The sequence below is a fragment of the Pseudomonas sp. PSE1(2024) genome (genome assembly GCF_050990555.1).
Lineage (GTDB): Bacteria > Pseudomonadota > Gammaproteobacteria > Pseudomonadales > Pseudomonadaceae > Aquipseudomonas > Aquipseudomonas aphyarum.
The window spans coordinates 1088795-1107007 of the sequence record NZ_CP158967.1; the positions used below are offsets into that span (position 1 = coordinate 1088795).

Consider the following 18213-nt stretch of genomic DNA (forward strand, 5'->3'; position numbering starts at 1 on the left):
GACCTTACCAGCGCTTTACTCGGTTGTCCGGCTTTTTTTGCGTATGAATATTTATCTTTTTTAAGGGGTTGAAATGTTCGTCCGGCGGGCCGATTGTTGTAATCAAGAGGTCACGAAATCCTGTTCCAGGCCTCTTGCGAGCTAGCTGAAATAAGGGATGAACTATGCAAATCCAAGTCAACAGCGACAACCATATTCAAAGCAGCAAACGACTGGAGGAGTGGGTACGCACCACAATTGAGAGCACGCTCGACCGTTATGAGGAAGACCTGACCCGTGTCGAAGTCCATCTGAGCGACGAGAACGGTGAAAAGCCGGGTCCCCATGACTTGCGCTGCCAACTGGAAGCGCGGCCGAAAGGCCATCAACCGATTTCCGTCACCCACAAAGCCGATTCGCTGGAACAGGCGATCGATGGTGCAGCCGAAAAACTGGAGCACGCGCTGGAGCACCTGTTTGGCAAACTGCGCGGCAAACCGCGAGCCGCTGTGGTGCCATTCACAAGCAAAGCCAATGACAAGCTATTGGCGGAAGAGTTTGACGAGAACGAACAGGCAGCGATCAACAGTTGATGCGCTGATTTTCCAAGCCACCCAATGAGAAAGGGCCTGCATTTGCAGGCCCTTTCTGTTTTCAGCAGGGATCAGAAAGCTACGGAGGTCTGCACGTACACCGTGCGCGGCTCACCGACATACTTGCCCTTGTTGTTGTCATCGAACGAACGGGTGAAGTACTGGGTGTTGAAGATGTTCTTCACCCCCACCGCGACGTTCAGGTCCGACAGCTGCGGGCCGAAGTCATACCCGGCACGGCTGCTGAACAGCATGTAGCCCGGGATTTTGCCGGTGCTGCCATCAGCGCTTTCTTTCGAGGTGTTGGCGTTGTCGGCGAACTGGTCGCTCTGGAAGCTGCTGTCCAGGTTCAGCTTCCACGGCCCTTCGGTGTAACCGACGCCGATCGTGCCTTTGTGTTTCGACGAGAACGGCACACGATTGCCCTTGTTCGGCCCGTCTTCGCGGATGGTCGCGTCGACATAGGCGTAAGTGGCATACACGTCGAAACCAGCCAGTGCCGGGCTCAAGTCATCCAGCGCGTAATTCACGCTGGTCTCGATGCCCTGATGGCGGGTTTCGCCACGGGCGATCACCGAGTCGTTGGTCTGGTTGCTTTCGTACTGGTTGTCGAAGTTGATCAGGAACGCGCCGATCTCCGCTCGCAGCGCACCGTTGTCGTAACGGGTGCCGACTTCCCAGGTGCGGGCCTTCTCCGGTTTCACTTCGCCGCTGCTGACGCGGTTGGGCATCTGGCTGTATTGCACGCTGCCGAAGGAGCCTTCGGTGTTGGCATACAGATTCCAGCTGTCGGTCAGGTGATACAGCACGTTCAACGCCGGCAGCGCGGTGTTGTAGTCGCCCTTGTATTTGACGTTGGTCAGGTTGTTGGTCTGCTGCGACTCGATCATTTCGTAGCGCACGCCCGGAGTGATCGTCCACTTGCCGATGTCGATGCGGTCATCGACGAAGAACGCATTGGCTTCGGTGCCGCCGCGAGTGTCACGGTCATTGCGGCTGTTGGTGGTCGGGTACTCGTTGCTGCTGATCGGCGTGCGATAGCGCAGTTCGTGGCCGGCCTCGTTGATGTAGCGATAGCCGACGCCGACTTCATGGCTGGTGGCGCCAAGGTCAAAGCCCTGGGCGAAGCGGGTTTCCAGACCGCGAACCCAGTATTCGCGCGGCGACAGCGACAGGAAGGTGCCCTGATCCAGATAACCGCTGCGCAGGGTCTTGGTGAAGAAGGTGTTGGCGGTGAACTCGCGGCGATCTTCCTGATAGCGATAGCCGAAATTGAACATTGTGCGACGGCCCCAGAACTGGTCTTTCGGCCGGGTCGACTGATACGGGTCGGCATCGTAGTCGGCGACATTCAGGCCGCCGGGCATGTCGGCCTTGCCTTCGTAATACTGGGCCATGGCGTTGAAACTGTTGGCCTCGTCGAGCTGGTATTTGCCCTTGAGGATCAGGTCGTCGATTTCCGTATCGCTGTGCTCGCGCCAGTCGCCACCGCGAGTGCCGGAGTACAGCAGCGCGCCGCCCAGACCGTTGGCATTGGTGCCGCCAGCCAGCAGGTTGGCGCTGGTCTTGAAGCCGTCATGGCTGGACGATGGGCTGGTTTCGGTCTGGAAACCGCCTTTCACGGTCGGCTCGTCCGGAATCGCCCGGGTCACGAAGTTGACCACGCCGCCGACGTTCTGCGGGCCGTAACGCACGGCGCCGCCACCGCGCACCACGTCTACCGCATCCATGTTGCCCATGCTGATCGGCGCGAACGACAACTGCGGCTGACCGTAAGGCGCGAAGGGCACAGGAATGCCGTCCATCAACACCGTCGAACGTGCGGCCAGGCGCGGGTTGAGACCGCGAATGCCGAAGTTCAGCGCCATGTCGTGGCTGCCGGTGCCGTTGTTTTCAGGGGCGTTGACCCCGGGAATGCGGTTGAGCACATCGCGGGCCTGGGTCGCGCCCTGGCGTTCGAATTCTTCGCGGCGGATCACGTCACGGGCGCCGGGATGTTCGAAGACGTTGACCTGTGCGGCCTCGCCCAACCAGTCACCGACCACTTTCGAGGTGTCCAGCTCCAGTGCGCTGTCGTTCGACGGTTGCAGGCTGAAGGCATTGCCGCCCTCGGCGCGGGCTTGCAGACCAGTGCCTTCAAGCAGCGCGTTCAAACCTTGCTCCGCTGTGTAATTACCTTCGAGGCCACGGCTTTGCACGCCACTGGTGACTTGCGAGCCAAAGGAGATCAGCACGCCGGCTTCACGGCCGAACTGGTTGAGGGCGTTTTCCAGCGACGACGGGGCGATGTGATAAGCCTTGGTGTCGGCAGCCTGTGCAAGGGGCAGGGCGCTGAAGCTCAGGCTGGCGCCGAGGACGAGATTGCGCAGGGTTCGGGCCAGCGGCGTGAGGCGGGTGGGTTGCATGGAGGACGGTCCTGAGAAGGTTGAATCAAGGGGGCTTTCCTTCTCTGTCACGCCAGATCTGAAAAACGGCTCATTTATTTTTGCAGGGGACGCGGAGCGTCCGGGGCTGCATTCCCACGCGGACGGTTCGACGCCTCGACGTGGGAACGATCAGGCTTTAGCTTCGACCGTCACCCAATAGCGAGTAAAGCGCTTCACTTTCACCGGCAGACTGATTTCCAGCAGGTCGAGAATCCGCTCGCTGTCGTCCAGTGGATAAGTCCCGGAGATCAGCAGGTCAGCGACTTTCGCATCGCAATTGAGCTGTCCGCGACGATAGCGACCCAGTTCATCAAGGAAGTCGCCCAGGCGCATGTGCGCGGCCACCAGCATGCCGTCAGCCCAGGCACCGCTGTTGGCGTCCAGTGGTTTTGCCGCGCTGACGCCGGTGGTGCTGAAACTCAGTTGTCGGGCGACCGGCAGCAACATCGGCGCGCGACCTTGTGCGTTCAATTCGACCCGACCTTCAAACAGTGCGATCTGTGTGCGGTCGGCAAACTGCCGCACGTTTATTCGCGCACCCTGGGTTTTCAGCACGCCTTGGGCGGTTTGTACTTCGAAGGATTGAGTGGCGGTCAGCAGCATTTCGCCTTCGAGCAGACGGATCAAGCCGTCGCCCCGGACATCCGCCGCACTCGCGGTGTTGAGCTGCAATTGGCCGCCAGCGCCGAGCGAGATCTTACGGCGTTGACCAACCGGGCTGCGGTAATCGGCCAGCAGCGATGGCAACGGATTGTGCTCGCGCATCCCCCAAGTGACTGCCGAACCGGCGCCGAGAATCAGCAACAACTTCAGCGCCTGACGACGGCTGCCGGACTTCGGCGCATTCAACGCGGCGTGGGCCAGTGGCGACGACAACCCGCGCAACCGCGAATTGACCCGCTGAATGTGTTCCCACGCGCGGCGGTGTTCGCTGTGGGCGTCGAACCATTGTTGCCAGGCCTGTTGCTGGCGCGGGCTCAATTGGCCCTGCTGCATTTCCAGCAACCAGTGCACCGCCTGTTCGGCGACTTGCGCGGAAAAATCCATCGGCGGATTCACAGGGCGAAGTAGCAGCGCATTGCTGCTTTATTCAGATGACGTTTGACCGTCGCCACGGAAATGCCCAGTTCGGCGGCGATCTGCGGATACGTCAGGCCATCGACCTGCGCCAGCAGAAATGCGCGTTTGACGGCGCGCGGCAGACCGTCGAGCAACTGATCCAGCTCCATCAGGGTTTGCAGGATGATGGCTTTCTCTTCCTCCGAAGGCGCAACCATTTCCGGCATCTGCGCGAGGGTGTCGAGGTAGGCGCGCTCCAGATCCTGGCGGCGGTAATGATTGAACAGCACACGCTTGGCCAGGGTGGTGAGGAATGCGCGCGGCTCGATGATCACCGGCGGCTCGCGGGCGGTCAGTACCCGGATGAAGGTGTCCTGGGCCAGATCGGCGGCGCTGTCCGGGCAGCCGAGTTTGCGCCGCAGCCAGCCGGTGAGCCAGCTGTGGTGGGCCTGATACAGCGATTCGACAGGATGGGCGGACGACAACGGCATCACTCCGGGTGCATGCAGGATGCGTTAGAGAACAAGAATGGTTCGCATTGTAGGGCTGTCAGGGATGCCCGGCAATCAGACTCTTTTGCGTATGAGAATATTTATCATTAATATTGCTGGCCTGTCGTTCGGCGTGTTGGCCGGGCGTTAACCGTTTCAGGGTCGAAACATGAAAGCCAAACTCGCCGCACTTCCCCTGTCCTATCGTCTGGCCGTCACGTCGCGGGTGCTCGCGGCGGTGTTCGGCGGCTATCTGGTCGCGGCATTGGCCAGCGTGACGCTGACGTTGTGGCTGCCGCTGAACCGCGCCGAGGCGGTGGTGACCGGCATGACCGTTTCGTTCCTGGTCTATCTGGTGGCGGTGCTCTGGTGTTTCGCCTGTCGCACGGCGTGGTCGGCGTGGGTCGGTCTGCTGGTGCCGAGCGTGATTCTGGCGACCGTTTCCGGGGCTGCACGCGGTCTGGGGCTGGCATGAAAGAAGGCTTTCGTCAGGCGATGGCCTGGCTGCACACCTGGACCGGGCTGGTCTTCGGCTGGCTGTTGTTCGCGATTTTCCTGACCGGGACCCTGGCCTATTTCAAGGATGAAACCACTCACTGGATGCAACCGGAAATCCACGCCCATCCATTGAATGCCGAAAAAAGCCTGACGCTGGCCCAGCAGTATCTGCAACAACACGCCCCCGACGCTGCACGCTGGATCATTGGCCTGCCCGACGCCCGTGATCCCGGTCTGAGCGTGGGCTGGCAGCAGACGCCAGCCAATCCGGGCGAGCGAGGCGCATTCACCCGCAAGACCCTCGACGCGCAAACCGGTGCCGAAGTGCAGCCCCGGGAAAGCATGGGCGGCGAGTTTTTCTACCGCTTCCACTTCCAGCTGCAAATGCCCTATCCGTGGGGCCGCTGGCTCTCCACGATCGCCGCGATGGTGATGTTCGTCGCGCTGATCACCGGGATCATCACCCACAAGAAAATCTTCAAGGACTTCTTCACCTTCCGCCCGCGCAAGGGCCAGCGTTCGTGGCTCGACGGGCACAACGCGGTGGGTGTGCTGGTGCTGCCGTTTCATCTGATGATCACCTACAGCAGCCTGGTGATTTTCATGTCGATGGTGATGCCGGCGAGCATTCTGGCTTCGTACGGTAACGACGTTCGAGCGTTTTACGACGAGGTATTTCCCGAAACCAGTATTCCTGAACGGGCCAATCAACCGGCGACACTGGCACCGATGGCGCCCCTGTTGATGGCGGCCAGCGAGCAATGGTCGGGCGGGCGTGTCGGGCGTATCAGCGTGAACAATCCGGGCGACGCCAACGCCTCTGTGGTGATGTCCCGCGCGGGTTCCGACCGTGTGGTGAACGACTCCGGCAGCGCCTTGACCTTCAGCGGTGTCAGCGGACAAGTCATCGGCACAACGCCCGATCAGCCAATGGCGATGGCGGTTGCTGGCAGTTTTTACGGTTTGCACATGGGCCACTTTGCCGGGCCGGTGCTGCGTTGGCTGTATTTCATCTGCGGTCTGGCGGGCACGGCGATGATCGGCACCGGGCTGGTGATCTGGCTCGGCAAGCGTCAGCTCAAACATGCCAAGACCGGTGTGATGCCTTTCGAATTGCGGCTGGTTGAAGTGCTGAACATTGCCAGCATGGCCGGGCTGGTGGCAGCGGTCGCCGTGTTCTTCTGGGCCAATCGTCTGCTGCCGGTGAGTCTGGCCGGGCGTGACGACTGGGAAGTGAACGCGTTCTTCATCACCTGGGGCTTGAGCGTGGTGCACGCGATGTTGCGGCCGGGGCGCAAGGCCTGGGTCGAACAGCTGTCGCTGGGGGCTGCGCTGTTCGTCGCGGTTCCGCTTCTTAACGGTTTGGCCGCCCCGTATCACCTCGGAGTGACAGTGCCCGAAGGCGACTGGGCCCTGGCCGGTTTCGACTTGACGTGTCTGGGCAGCGGCCTCTTCCTCGCCTGGGCCGCCCGGAAAATGCAGCGCGCCGGACGCGCCGTCAGCGTGAAAAAACCAGCCCGCGAAAAGGCCCGGCCGATCACCCTTGAGCAAGGGGCGAACTGAATGCTCTTGGCGCTATTGCTCTGCTATTCCTCTTTCACCGCGCTGTGCCTGGCGATGCCTCGGCATCACGAAGAGCTGCTGGGCCACAAACCTTCGGCCCGCCGTCGGCAAGGTCTGAAACTCGCAGGCTGGCTGTTGCTGGGGCTGTCGCTCTGGGCGGCGGTTTCCATGAAGGGCTGGAGTTTTGGTCTGGTCGACTGGTGCGCGGTGTTGATGCTCAGCGCGCTGACTCTGGTTCTGCTGTTGCCCTATCGCCCACGCCTGGCATTGACCCTGGCCGGACTGAGCCTGCTCGCCAGTCCGGTCGCTGCGTGGGCCTTGAACTGACATGTTGATCGGCCATCCTCCCGAGCATCGCGACGGCGAACCCCATGGCGCCCGTGCGCATTTTCTCCAGGTGTTCCTGTCCCAGCGTTCGCAGATGGAAGCGCTGGTGAGCCGGCGCGTCGGTTGCCGGGCGACGGCGGCGGATCTGGTGCAGGATCTGTTTCTGCGATTCTGGCGTCGGCCGCTGGTGCAGGTCGAAGAACTCAGCACTTATCTGTTGCGCTGTGCCGGCAATATCGCCATCGATCATTTGCGCAGCGAAGGCGCGCGGGTGCGGGTCAACGAAGGCTGGCAACCGGACGAGCCGGACAGCAGCGCCAGCGAACCGCAGGCGGCGCTCGAAGCGGGCAACGATTTGCGCCATGTCGAAGCGGCGTTGCGCGCGCTGCCCGAGCGAACACGGCAGATCTTTTTGCTCAATCGCATCCACGGGCGCAAGTACGCCGAGATCGCCAAAGCCATGGGCCTGTCCCAAAGCGCCGTGGAAAAACATATGATGCGCGCCCTCGAGGCCTGCAAGGCCAGCCTGCGCGAACCCGCGCCACGCCTGCCAGGGAAAGCACCGTGAACAACACCGACCGCGTCATCCCGACGCCCGCTCAGGAACAGGCCGCTTTCGCCTGGCTGAGCCTGCTGCACGACCGCCCGAGCACCGGTGATCAACTGACGTTCAGTCAATGGCTGCACGCTGACCCGGCCCACGCCGAGGCCTACGCCCAGGCGCAAGTGGTGTGGGAATTGAGCGAAGGGCCGGCGCGCACCTTGGCCGACGAAGACGCGCTGGCGTTGCAGGGATTGCTCAATGCGATGGACCGGCCGCGTCGGCCGCAGGTCCGGCGTTGGGCCGGCGCGCTGGCGATGGCGGCTTGTCTGCTGCTGATGATCAGCCTCGGCAGCGGTTGGCAGCCGCAGCGCTGGATCGATGATCTGGGCGCTGATTACGTGTCGGCACCGGGCGAGATCCGCACCGTGACACTCGCCGATCAATCTCAGGTTACGCTGGACGCCGACAGCGCCATCGCCGTGGATTTCAGTCACGGCGAGCGGCATGTGCAATTGCGTCGCGGCGCAGGATTTTTCAGCGTGACTCACACGGGCGATCCCTTTGTGGTCGAGGCCGAGAAAGGCCAGGCGCGAGTGTTGGGCACTCAGTTCGAAGTGCGCCTGCAACCCCATGGCGCACAAGTCACTGTGCTGTCAGGGCGCGTTGGTGTGACGGCGGCGCGTGATGCCGAGCAGCAGATTCTCACCGCCGGCCAGCAAGTGGCGTACGGCGCAGGCACTGCGGAAAAATTCCACGCCGTGGACGGCGAAGCGCAACTGGCGTGGCGCCAGGGCTGGCTGACTTACTACAAGTCGACACTGGCCGATGTGGTGCAGGATCTGCGGCGTTATTACCCGGGACGGATCGTGTTGCTCAACGACGAACTGGGTGCGCGCAAGGTCAGCGGCAGCTTTCCGAGCAAGGATCCGCAAGCGGTTCTGAATTCGCTGCAAGGGGTGTTGGGATTCGAGCAGCATCAGGTGCTAGGACATCTGATAATTCTTCGCTGACCTCACTGGCCCTTTCGCGAGCAAGCTCGCTCCCACAGGTAGTGCATTCCAAGGTGGGAGCGAGCTTGCTAGCGAAGGCGTCGGCAGCGACAACGAAAATATTTTCAACTTTGTGGTGAGGTAAACCCGGACGCCATTCGTGTAGTGACAGAAAGTGCGAGTCATTCGCATCCGCTGCGGTTCTACACAGGTCATGAGCAATGAAGTCCAGGGCAAAATCGGGTTCGGTCAAACAGTGGTTAGGCGTTTCGGCCTTGAGTTTTTCGGCATTGGCCCTGTTGCCGATGAGCGTGGCGCTGGCCGCTGAATCCTTCAGCAATCAGCCACAAAAGCAGTTCAGCTTTTCCCTTGCCGCCAAGCCGTTGCCTCAGGCTCTGAGCGATTTCAGCCGCGTCACCGGGCAGAGCGTGGTTTACACCGATGAGGCGCCGTATGGCCTGACCGCTCCAGCGATCAACGGCCAGATGAGTGCCGAGCAAGCGCTGCAACGTCTGCTCACCGGCTCCGGCCTGACCTTCCGCCGCACCGACAGCCACACCCTGGCGCTAGAACCGCAACCGACTGCAGGCGCTCTGAACCTCGGCGCGACCACCATCACTTCGGTGGTCAACCAGCCGATGAGTTACCAGCCACCGGAAACCAGTTCGGTGATGCGCTCTTCCGCTTCGCTCCAGGAAATCCCCCAGACCGTCAACGTGATTGCGGCCCAGGTCATTCGCGATCAGGCACCGCGCAATCTTGATGATGCGCTGGCCAACGTCAGCGGTATCACCCAGGGCAACACCTTGGGCAGCACCCAGGATTCGGTGATGACCCGCGGCTTCGGTGACAACCGCAACGGCTCGATCATGCGTGACGGCATGCCGGTGGTGCAGGGCCGTGGCATGAACGCGACCGTGGATCGTGTCGAAGTGCTCAAAGGCCCGGCTTCGCTGCTCTACGGCATTCAGGACCCGGGCGGCGTGGTCAACATGGTCAGCAAGAAGCCCGAACTGACCCAGTACAACGCGCTGACCCTGCGCGGTTCGACCTACGGCGACGGCAAGAACGGCAGCGGCGGCTCGTTCGACAGCACCGGTGCGCTGGGGGATTCCGGCCTCGCGTATCGTATGGTGCTGGACCATGAAGACGAAGATTACTGGCGCAATTTCGGCACTCATCGCGAAACCCTGATCGCGCCGTCGCTGGCCTGGTATGGCGAGCGCACCAAGCTGCTGTTCGCTTACGAGCACCGCGAATTCCTGACCCCATTCGATCGTGGAACCCTGATCGATCCTCGCACCAACCATCCGCTGGACATCTCGCGCAACGAGCGTCTCGACGAGAAATTCAACGACATGGAAGGGCGCTCGGATCTCTATCACTTCGAGGCCGACCACGAACTCAACGATGACTGGAAAGCCCATTTCGGCTACAGCTGGAACCGCGAAACCTACGATGCCAGCCAGGTCCGCGTAACCGCGATCGACACCAAAAAAGGCACCCTGACCCGCAGCATGGACGGCACCCAGGGCGCGATCAGCACCGACCGTTTCACCACCGCCAGCCTCGAAGGCAAGGTCAACGTGCTGGGCATGCAGCATGATCTGGTGTTCGGCGTCGACGACGAGTACCGCAAGATCTACCGCGCCGACCTGATCCGCCAGAAAAGCCTGAGCACCTTCAGCTACGTCAACCCGGTCTACGGCCGCGAAGTCGAAGGCACCACCGTCAGCCCGGCGGACAGTGCGCAGACCGACGAACTGCGCAGCGATTCGGTGTTCCTGCAGGACTCGATCCACCTCAATGACCAGTGGATTCTGGTGGCCGGCGGGCGCTTCCAGGAGTACGACCAGTACGCCGGCAAAGGCGTGCCGTTCAAGGCCAACACCGACAGCAACGGCCAGAAGTGGGTACCGCGCGCCGGTCTGGTGTATCGCTACACCGACGCGTTGTCGTTCTACGGCAGCTACACCGAATCGTTCAAACCCAACTCGACCATCGCCCCGCTCAGCGGCAGCAGCACTGTGCTCGACGGCAGCATTGCGCCGGAAGAAGCCAAGTCCTGGGAGCTGGGCGCACGCCTCGACATTCCGGGGCGTGTTACCGGCAACATCGCCCTGTTCGACATCAAGAAACGCAACGTGCTGGTGGCCAACGCCGAAGGCCCGACCACGATCTACAGCGCCGCCGGCGAAGTGCGTTCCCGTGGTTTGGAAGTTGATCTGACCGGTCAGCTCAGCGACCGCTGGAGCATGATCGGCAGCTACGCCTACACCGACGCCGAGGTCACGGAAGACCCGGACTACAAAGGCAACAAGCTGCAGAATGTGGCGAAAAATACCGGCTCGCTGTCGGCGGTCTACGACTTCGGCAGCGTGATCGGCGGCGATCAACTTCGGGTCGGCGCCGGCGCGCGGTATGTCGGTGAACGAGCGGGTAACGCGGTAAATGATTTCGATCTGCCGAGCTACACCGTGGCCGATGCGTTCGCCACTTACGACACCAAGGTTGAAGGGCAGAAGGTCAAGTTCCAGCTCAACGTGAAGAACCTGTTCGATCGCACTTACTACACCTCGGCGGCGAGCCGGTTCTTCGTATCGATGGGCGACTCGCGGCAGATTTCGTTGTCCAGCACGCTGGAATTCTGATCAGCGCAAGAATGCCTGGCGATACTCGCCGGGCGTTCCACCCAGCACCTGGCGGAAGCGGTTGGTGAAGTGGCTGGCACTGGCAAACCCGCACGCCAGGGCAATCTCGCCCAACGGCAACGCCGTCCCGCGCAACAACTCCCGCGCGCGGCTCAAACGCCGTGCGAGCACATATTGATGCGGCGGCAGGCCGAAGCTCACCCGGAACATCCGCGCAAAGTGGTATTCCGACAACGCACACAAACCTGCCAGTTGCCCGAGGCTGATCGGCTCGGCCAGTTGGCTGTCGATGAATTCCACCAGTTGCCGGCGCTGGTGCGGCGCCAATCCACCTTTCAGACGCAAGCCCTGACGCACGCCGACCTGGCTCAACAGGGTATGGCTGATCAATTCGTGCGCCAAGCTGCTGGTCAGCAAGCGCTCAGCAGGCTCGTCCCAGTTCAAGGTCAGTAGCTGGCGAAACCGTTGGGCCTGCTGCGGATCTTCGAGAAAAGTCTGTTCGCGCAGCTGCATTTCCCGAGGCTCGCGATCCAGCAGCGTGACGCAACCCAAGGCAAATTGTTCGGCGCTGAAGTACAGGTGAGCGAGGCGAATATCACCGTTGATGACCCAACCCGATTCGTGGTCGGCCGGCAGGATGCACAACTTGTCCGGGCCGCCCTTGTGGCCGGGTTCGCCACGGCGGAAGGTGCCGGTGCCGCCGGCGATGTAGCAGGAGAGGGTGTGATGGCTCGGCGCTTCGTATTCCTGGGCGTCGTGATGATTGGTCCACAAAGCTGCAGACAAGCCGTCACCCAACTCGGCGCTGTGCACAAGGCGTGCATTGGGCGAATTGTTGAGGGCTTGGAAGACTTGCAGGGTATCGATGGCGGCCATGGTCGGTTCTCTTCAACGCCTTGCATCCTACTCCGTAGATTTCGCGCTGCCAGCCTGCGCGCCGACAAAAGCGCAAGTTTATGCAAGCGAGGGGCGAGGGCGCAGGCGGACACTGAAAACCAATCGAGGAGTGTCTGCCATGAACCTGTCGTTGTATTTGTTGACCGTGCTGATCTGGGGCACCACCTGGATCGCCCTTAAATGGCAATTGGGTGTGGTGGCGATTCCGGTGTCGATCGTCTATCGCTTCGGTCTCGCGGCGCTGGTGTTGTTTGCGCTGTTGCTGCTCAGCCGTCGCCTGCAACCGATGAACCGGCGCGGGCATTTGATCTGCGTGGCGCAGGGTTTGTGCCTGTTTTGCGTCAACTTCATGTGTTTCCTGACCGCCAGCCAATGGATTCCCAGCGGTCTGGTGGCGGTGGTGTTTTCTACCGCAACGTTGTGGAACGCGCTGAATGCGCGGGTGTTCTTCGGCCAACGCATCGCGCGCAATGTGCTGATGGGCGGGGCGCTGGGGCTGGGCGGTCTGGGGCTGTTGTTCTGGCCGGAGCTGGCCGGGCATCACGCCACTCCGCAAACCCTGCTCGGCCTTGGTTTGGCACTTTGCGGCACCTTGTGTTTCTCGGCGGGCAACATGCTCTCGAGCCTGCAACAGAAGGCCGGTCTCAAACCGTTGACCACTAATGCGTGGGGCATGGCTTACGGCGCGGCGATGTTGTCGGTGTGGTGCCTGGTCAAAGGTATTCCGTTCGAGATGGAATGGACGTCACGTTACATCGGCGCGCTGCTGTATCTGGTCATCCCCGGTTCGGTGATCGGCTTCACCGCGTACCTGACGCTGGTCGGCCGCATGGGGCCGGAGCGCGCGGCTTATTGCACAGTGCTGTTCCCGGTGGTGGCGCTGAACGTATCGGCCTTTGCCGAAGGCTATCAATGGACAGCGCCGGCGCTGGCGGGGCTTGTGCTGGTGATGCTGGGCAATGTGTTGGTATTTCGTAAACCTAAACCCGTTATTGAAATGATCGCTAAACCCGCACATTGAATACTCAATTGTCGATTTTCATGACCAGAAATATTAGTGCCGGGAGTAAAAAGTCGACAATGCTTTGTGCCCAGGACATGGCGTTCCATTCTTTTGACTGGTCCATGTCGAACCATTCATTGCCTACGACTTGCAGGCAGAAATAATAAACAAACAGTGCTACCAGAAAACCCAGTACGGCGTATTTCTTGGCTTCGTGAAATTGCTGTTCCGATGAATTTATGTTTTTGGCAAGTTGATAGCCACCTAGCAGGCAGGCAGAAGTAAAAATCGTCTCGAGTGTCATGATCATCCAGTAGATCCGGTGATGCATGATTTCCGAGTTGATGGAGCGATATGTCAAATGACTGCCTGTCGTGTCCATGCTGAGGATATGGCCAAGGTAGATATAGTTGGAGTTGTAGTCGGTTGCATTGCTGTAAACGATCAGTGTGCCCAAAACACCCACCATGAGAACTATTGCTACTTTGCTTCTTCGAATCAATTGAGCTGTTGTCAGATTCGTCATTTGTTTTCTCCGTCAATTAAACCTGTCTCTTGGCAGGTTGTGACGGGATTCTATAGCTCGCGGAAGATGAACGGGCAAAGAGTCATTTTCAATTTGTGTAGCTTTTGAATGTGTCGCAATTAATTTGCTTGTTGGGTCGCTTATATAAAACAACTAAGGCTGGACAAACTTGTGTCCAGCCTTAGTTGTATTCAGTCTTTCCAGACTTGCGGATTGACCAGATCCTGCGGGCGCTCGCCGAGCAGGGCGCTGCGCAAGTTGGCCAGCGCACGGTTGGCCATGGCTTCGCGGGTTTCATTCGTAGCCGAGCCGATGTGCGGCAAAGTCACGGCGTTTTTCAGCTGAAACAGCGGAGATTCGCTCAGCGGTTCTTTTTCGTAGACGTCGAGGCCTGCACCGCGAATGCGGTTTTTCTGCAACGCTTCGATCAATGCCGGCTCGTCGACCACCGGGCCACGGGAGATGTTCACCAGAATGGCGTCCGGCTTCATCAGTGCCAGTTCGCGGTGGCTGATCAAGTGGCGGGTCTTTTCGCTGAGCGGTACTACCAGGCAGACGAAATCGGCTTCGGCCAGCAGTTGGTCAAGGCTGCGAAATTGCGCGCCGAGTTCCTGTTCCAGCTCGGTCTTGCGGCTGTTGCCACTGTAGATAATCGGCATGTTGAAGCCCAAGCGTCCGCGACGGGCGACAGCAGCGCCGATGTTGCCCATGCCGACGATGCCCAGGGTCTTGCCATGTACGTCGCAACCGAACAGTGGTGCGCCGACGCTGGCCTGCCATTGGCCGGCCTTGGTCCAGGCGTCCAGTTCGGCGACGCGGCGGGCGCTGCTCATGATGAGGGCGAAGGCCAGGTCCGCGGTGCTTTCGGTGAGGACGTCCGGGGTGTTGGTGAGCATGATCCCGCGTTCGTTGAAGTAGGCAAGGTCGTAGTTGTCGTAGCCGACGGAGACGCTGGAGACCACTTCGAGTCTGGCGGCGTTTTCCAACTGGGCCTTGCCGAGTTTGCGACCGACGCCGATCAGACCGTGGGCGTGGGGCAGGGCTTCGTTGAACTGGGCGTTGATGTCGCCGTTCTTTGGGTTGGGGACGATGACGTCGAAGTCCTGTTGCAGGCGTTCGATCATGGGGGGGGTGATGCGGCTGAAGGCGAGGACGGTTTTTTTCATTGAAGGAGAGCTCGTCGGGCGGCTGGATGCCAAGCAAGCTAACATTCTTGTCGAGGGTTAGGCGAGTGCCACTGAACCCCACCGCATCGTCAAAAGCGTTTTGAGAGAGCGGTGGGGTTCATTGGTTTGTGCTTCACTTACTTGGTCACATCACTCCATTGCGTGACTTTTGCGTTCCCGATCATTTGATGGGATTTACCTTCGCTCAAGATTGTGAAATTAAAACCTGCTTCAAAAATTCCGACTTCGATGTCGAAAGCTTCAACGGTCACATAGCCGATATTTTTGTCAGTGGCAAAATTTTTGGAGTAGGTTTCTCCGGTGTCATCCACCCATGTTTTTCTTAAGCTCAATGAAAGAGGAAATGCTGGATTCGGCAATTCGTAGCGTTTCACCTGAATGTCGCTCAGAAAAACGGTACTTAGTTCGTACCATTCCGTATCGCTGATTTTATGCTTGGCGAGTAAATAAATATTATTCATCGCGGATGCATGAAAAAAGAACGTAACGGGGCCCTTAAAATCTGCTAGTTCGAAATTATTGTGAATCTTAGCCGCCACTGTGCCAACGTCTGCAACTGTTTTGATATCAGCGAACATGGTAGTGCTCCTTCGAATGAGCTGTGAAATGACGTCACAGAGTTTCGATTCAAAGGAGTTTCTAGGCCACTGTCATAAATGACAGTTTTTTAGAATGAATTGCTATAGTCGGGCTACCATTTCAAGCCGTGTGGCCATGAATCAGTTGGCCACCCGCACCCCCGCCAGACTCCCACTCATCTCATAAGCCGCCAATTCCGCCTGATGCCCCGCCAATATTTCCGGCAACGACCCACGCAGGTATTCAACCCAGGTCTTGATCTTCGCATCCAGATACTGCCGCGACGGGTAGATCGCATAGAGGTTCAGTTCCTGCGAGCGGTAGTTGGGCATGACCCGTACCAGCGAGCCGTTGCGCAAGCCTTCAATCGCGGCGTACACCGGCAACACGCCCACACCCATCCCACTGGTGATCGCGCTTTTCATCGCGTCGGCGGAGTTCACCAGGAAGGGGGAGCTGTTGATGGTGACCATTTCCTGGCCGTCAGGGCCGTCGAAGGCCCATTTTTCCAAGGGGATCACCGGGCTCACCAGACGCAGGCAGGCGTGGTTCAGCAGGTCGCTGGGTTTTTGTGCGCAGCCGTTGGCTTTTACGTAGGCCGGGGAGGCGCAGACGATGCTGTAGGTGATGCCCAGGCGTTGCGAGACGAAGCCCGAGTCCGGCAGTTCGCGGGCCAGGACGATGGACACGTCGTAGCCTTCGTCGAGCAGGTCCGGCACGCGGTTGGCCATGGTCAGGTCGAAGGTCACGTCCGGGTGGGTCTTGCGGTAGCGGGCGATGGCGTCGATCACGAAGTGCTGGCCGATGCCGGTCATGGTGTGCACTTTCAACTGTCCGGCCGGGCGGGCGTGGGCTTCGCTGGCTTCGGCTTCGGCCTCTTCGACGTAGGCGAGGATCTGCTCGCAGCGCAGCAGATAGCGCTTGCCGGCTTCGGTGAGGGCGATGCGGCGGGTCGTGCGGTTGAGCAGGCGGGTTTGCAGGTGGGCTTCAAGGTTGGAGACCGCGCGCGAGACGTTGGCGGTGGTGGTGTCGAGTTGTACGGCGGCGGCGGTGAAGCTGCCGGCTTCGGCCACACAACTGAAGGCGCGCATGTTTTGCAAAGTGTCCATGGGGTGCTCTCAAGGGAGATGGCAAATTGTGACACGAAGTTTCAGGGGCTGAGACCCCCGACCAAGGGATTATCTCGTTAACGGTAACAAAGATTCACAGGATTCCCAGCTTATCGCCGTAATGGCGCCCCCCTAGAATTGCGCCCACCTCGAAACATCTCCCACCTCAGGAATTCGCAGCAGTGCCGCGTCGCATCAACAGAGCGCTTTTGCCGCTCAGTGTTCTGGCTTTTTCGTTAGGTCTTGGCGGCTGCATCGGAACCGGAGGGATTGCCCCGCAGGGCAAGGCTCTGGAGGCCAATGAACTGGCCACCGACGAGGCCATCGCCCACGCCGCCCGTGACGCAAACTGGCCCACCGCCCAATGGTGGCAAGCTTATGGCGACCCGCAACTCAATCATTGGATCGACCTTGCCGTGCAAGGCAGCCCGACCATGGCCATGGCTGCCGCGCGAGTGCGTCAGGCCCGGTCCATGGCCGGTGTCGCCGAAGCCGCCGAGTCGTTGCAGATCAATGGCGAGTCGACCCTCAAGCGTCACAACTGGCCGACCGACCAGTTCTACGGCCCCGGTGAGCTGGCCAACAGCACCACCTGGGACAACAACGCCGCGCTGGGTTTCAGTTACGCCCTCGACCTCTGGGGCCGTGAAAGCAACAGCACCGAGCGGGCCGTCGATCTGGCGCACATGAGCGCTGCCGAGGCGCGTCAGGCGCAGCTCGAATTGCAGAACAACATCGTGCGCGCCTACATCGAGTTGTCGCTGCACTACGCGCAGCGCGACATCGTGGCGGCGACGCTCAAGCAGCAACAGCAGATTCTCGAGCTGGCGCAGAAACGCCTGAACGGCGGAATCGGCACGCACTTCGAAGTCAGCCAGGCCGAAACGCCGCTGCCGGAAACCCATCGGCAACTGGATGCGCTGGACGAAGAAATCGCCCTGAGCCGCAACCAGATCGCGGCATTGGCCGGCAAAGGCCCGGGCGCCGGCGCGCAGTTGCAGCGTCCGACCCTGTCATTGGGCGCGGCACTGAAGCTGCCTTCGGCATTGCCCGCCGAACTGCTCGGTCAGCGTCCGGACGTGGTCGCCAGTCGCTGGCAAGTGGCGGCGCAGGCGCGCGGGATCGATGTCGCACACGCCGGGTTCTATCCCAACGTCGATCTGGTCGGCAGCCTCGGCTACATGGCCACCGGCGGCGGGGCGCTGGAGTTTCTGACCGGCAAGAAGCTCAACTACAACGTCGGGCCGGCGATCTCGCTGCCGATCTTCGACGGCGGGCGACTACGTGCCGAACTCGGTGAAGCCTCGGCGGGTTATGACATCGCCGTCGCGCATTACAACCAGACCCTGGTCAATGCGCTGAAGAATATCTCCGACCAGTTGATCCGCCGCGAGTCGATGGACAAGCAGCAGACATTCGCCGCCGAATCCGTGGCTACCGCGCAGAAGACTTACGACATCGCGATGATCGCCTACCAGCGCGGGCTCACCGATTACCTCAACGTGCTCAACGCCCAGACCCTGCTGTTCAAGCAGCAGCAGGTCGAGCAGCAGGTGCAGGCGGCGCGCTTGAGTGCCCATGCGGAGCTGGTGACAGCATTGGGCGGTGGCCTTGGCGCGGGTAAAGACGTACCAACGGCACAACAAACCCAGGCACCAAAAAAACCGGTTCTCCTTCGTTGAACACACAATCCCTGTGGGAGCGAGCTTGCTCGCGAAGCGGGAGTGTCAGCCAGCACACATGTCGGCTGATACACCGCATTCGCGAGCAGGCTCGCTCCCACAGGGGATGG

General features: G+C 60.4%; 17 protein-coding genes. 9 read left to right on the top strand and 8 right to left on the bottom strand.

Annotated features, from left to right (window positions below):
- The first annotated feature begins 164 nt into the window (after positions 1–164).
- Positions 165–572 (top strand): HPF/RaiA family ribosome-associated protein, encoded by a 408-nt coding sequence (locus ABTV87_RS04735; RefSeq protein ID WP_007957262.1) that lies wholly within the window; start codon positions 165–167, stop codon positions 570–572.
- A gap of 71 nt (positions 573–643) precedes the next feature.
- On the opposite strand, the gene fecA is transcribed toward ABTV87_RS04735, so the two are convergent.
- The 3 genes from fecA to ABTV87_RS04750 all read right to left on the bottom strand — a co-directional run bounded on the left by fecA (position 644) and on the right by ABTV87_RS04750 (position 4542).
- Positions 644–2977, bottom strand: coding sequence for a TonB-dependent Fe(3+) dicitrate receptor FecA (fecA, locus tag ABTV87_RS04740; RefSeq protein ID WP_433899061.1), 2334 nt, complete (start codon positions 2975–2977; stop codon positions 644–646).
- A gap of 150 nt (positions 2978–3127) precedes the next feature.
- On the bottom strand, positions 3128–4057 hold the full coding sequence (locus ABTV87_RS04745) for a DUF4880 domain-containing protein (protein ID WP_433899062.1): 930 nt from the start codon (positions 4055–4057) through the stop codon (positions 3128–3130).
- Positions 4054–4542, bottom strand: coding sequence for a sigma-70 family RNA polymerase sigma factor (locus ABTV87_RS04750; protein WP_007957265.1), 489 nt, complete (start codon positions 4540–4542; stop codon positions 4054–4056). The genes ABTV87_RS04745 and ABTV87_RS04750 overlap by 4 nt, the downstream gene beginning before the upstream one ends.
- A gap of 175 nt (positions 4543–4717) precedes the next feature.
- On the opposite strand from ABTV87_RS04750, the gene ABTV87_RS04755 reads away from it, so the two are divergent.
- From ABTV87_RS04755 to ABTV87_RS04780, 6 genes are all read left to right on the top strand, one after another.
- Positions 4718–5023 (top strand): DUF3649 domain-containing protein, encoded by a 306-nt coding sequence (locus tag ABTV87_RS04755; RefSeq protein ID WP_085608119.1) that lies wholly within the window; start codon positions 4718–4720, stop codon positions 5021–5023.
- Entirely contained in the window at positions 5020–6609 is a 1590-nt protein-coding gene (locus ABTV87_RS04760; RefSeq protein ID WP_433899063.1) for a PepSY-associated TM helix domain-containing protein, read from the top strand. Before ABTV87_RS04755 ends, ABTV87_RS04760 begins: the two co-directional genes overlap by 4 nt.
- Positions 6610–6936: a DUF3325 domain-containing protein gene (locus ABTV87_RS04765; protein ID WP_433899064.1), complete on the top strand. Its 327-nt coding sequence runs from the start codon at positions 6610–6612 to the stop codon at positions 6934–6936. It abuts the gene before it with no gap.
- A gap of 1 nt (position 6937) precedes the next feature.
- On the top strand, positions 6938–7504 hold the full coding sequence (locus tag ABTV87_RS04770) for an RNA polymerase sigma factor (RefSeq protein WP_007957274.1): 567 nt from the start codon (positions 6938–6940) through the stop codon (positions 7502–7504).
- Positions 7501–8490 (top strand): FecR family protein, encoded by a 990-nt coding sequence (locus ABTV87_RS04775; protein ID WP_433899065.1) that lies wholly within the window; start codon positions 7501–7503, stop codon positions 8488–8490. Before ABTV87_RS04770 ends, ABTV87_RS04775 begins: the two co-directional genes overlap by 4 nt.
- A gap of 200 nt (positions 8491–8690) precedes the next feature.
- Positions 8691–11120 (top strand): TonB-dependent siderophore receptor, encoded by a 2430-nt coding sequence (locus ABTV87_RS04780; protein WP_433899066.1) that lies wholly within the window; start codon positions 8691–8693, stop codon positions 11118–11120.
- Here ABTV87_RS04780 and ABTV87_RS04785 read toward each other — a convergent pair whose 3' ends face one another.
- Entirely contained in the window at positions 11121–11996 is an 876-nt protein-coding gene (locus ABTV87_RS04785) for an AraC family transcriptional regulator (protein WP_007957281.1), read from the bottom strand.
- A gap of 139 nt (positions 11997–12135) precedes the next feature.
- Here ABTV87_RS04785 and ABTV87_RS04790 point away from each other — a divergent pair, with 139 nt between their 5' ends.
- On the top strand, positions 12136–13038 hold the full coding sequence (locus tag ABTV87_RS04790) for a DMT family transporter (RefSeq protein WP_085608124.1): 903 nt from the start codon (positions 12136–12138) through the stop codon (positions 13036–13038).
- A gap of 4 nt (positions 13039–13042) precedes the next feature.
- Here the strand turns inward: ABTV87_RS04790 and ABTV87_RS04795 are convergent, their stop codons facing one another.
- The 4 genes from ABTV87_RS04795 to ABTV87_RS04810 all read right to left on the bottom strand — a co-directional run bounded on the left by ABTV87_RS04795 (position 13043) and on the right by ABTV87_RS04810 (position 16421).
- Positions 13043–13546 carry a DUF2165 domain-containing protein gene (locus tag ABTV87_RS04795; protein WP_007957290.1) on the bottom strand — a complete coding sequence of 168 codons (504 nt, stop codon included), beginning with the start codon at positions 13544–13546 and terminating at the stop codon, positions 13043–13045.
- Between the two features lie 191 nt (positions 13547–13737).
- Positions 13738–14712: a 2-hydroxyacid dehydrogenase gene (locus tag ABTV87_RS04800; protein ID WP_433899067.1), complete on the bottom strand. Its 975-nt coding sequence runs from the start codon at positions 14710–14712 to the stop codon at positions 13738–13740.
- A 137-nt stretch (positions 14713–14849) separates the two neighbouring features.
- Positions 14850–15311, bottom strand: a complete 462-nt coding sequence (locus ABTV87_RS04805) for a hypothetical protein (RefSeq protein ID WP_085608126.1) — start codon at positions 15309–15311, stop codon at positions 14850–14852.
- Between the two features lie 141 nt (positions 15312–15452).
- Positions 15453–16421 (bottom strand): LysR family transcriptional regulator, encoded by a 969-nt coding sequence (locus ABTV87_RS04810; RefSeq protein WP_085608127.1) that lies wholly within the window; start codon positions 16419–16421, stop codon positions 15453–15455.
- Positions 16422–16603: 182 nt separating this feature from the next.
- Here ABTV87_RS04810 and ABTV87_RS04815 point away from each other — a divergent pair, with 182 nt between their 5' ends.
- Positions 16604–18103 (top strand): efflux transporter outer membrane subunit, encoded by a 1500-nt coding sequence (locus ABTV87_RS04815; RefSeq protein ID WP_433899068.1) that lies wholly within the window; start codon positions 16604–16606, stop codon positions 18101–18103.
- Positions 18104–18213: the final 110 nt, after the last annotated feature.

Coding starts and splice junctions, on each gene's coding strand:
- ABTV87_RS04735 (WP_007957262.1), top strand. CDS start 165: ATGCAAATCCAAGTCAACAGCGACAACCATATTCAAAGCAGCAAACGA.
- fecA (WP_433899061.1), bottom strand. CDS start 2,977: ATGCAACCCACCCGCCTCACGCCGCTGGCCCGAACCCTGCGCAATCTC.
- ABTV87_RS04755 (WP_085608119.1), top strand. CDS start 4,718: ATGAAAGCCAAACTCGCCGCACTTCCCCTGTCCTATCGTCTGGCCGTC.
- ABTV87_RS04760 (WP_433899063.1), top strand. CDS start 5,020: ATGAAAGAAGGCTTTCGTCAGGCGATGGCCTGGCTGCACACCTGGACC.
- ABTV87_RS04765 (WP_433899064.1), top strand. CDS start 6,610: ATGCTCTTGGCGCTATTGCTCTGCTATTCCTCTTTCACCGCGCTGTGC.
- ABTV87_RS04770 (WP_007957274.1), top strand. CDS start 6,938: ATGTTGATCGGCCATCCTCCCGAGCATCGCGACGGCGAACCCCATGGC.
- ABTV87_RS04780 (WP_433899066.1), top strand. CDS start 8,691: ATGAAGTCCAGGGCAAAATCGGGTTCGGTCAAACAGTGGTTAGGCGTT.
- ABTV87_RS04785 (WP_007957281.1), bottom strand. CDS start 11,996: ATGGCCGCCATCGATACCCTGCAAGTCTTCCAAGCCCTCAACAATTCG.
- ABTV87_RS04790 (WP_085608124.1), top strand. CDS start 12,136: ATGAACCTGTCGTTGTATTTGTTGACCGTGCTGATCTGGGGCACCACC.
- ABTV87_RS04795 (WP_007957290.1), bottom strand. CDS start 13,546: ATGACGAATCTGACAACAGCTCAATTGATTCGAAGAAGCAAAGTAGCA.
- ABTV87_RS04800 (WP_433899067.1), bottom strand. CDS start 14,712: ATGAAAAAAACCGTCCTCGCCTTCAGCCGCATCACCCCCCCCATGATC.
- ABTV87_RS04805 (WP_085608126.1), bottom strand. CDS start 15,311: ATGTTCGCTGATATCAAAACAGTTGCAGACGTTGGCACAGTGGCGGCT.
- ABTV87_RS04810 (WP_085608127.1), bottom strand. CDS start 16,421: ATGGACACTTTGCAAAACATGCGCGCCTTCAGTTGTGTGGCCGAAGCC.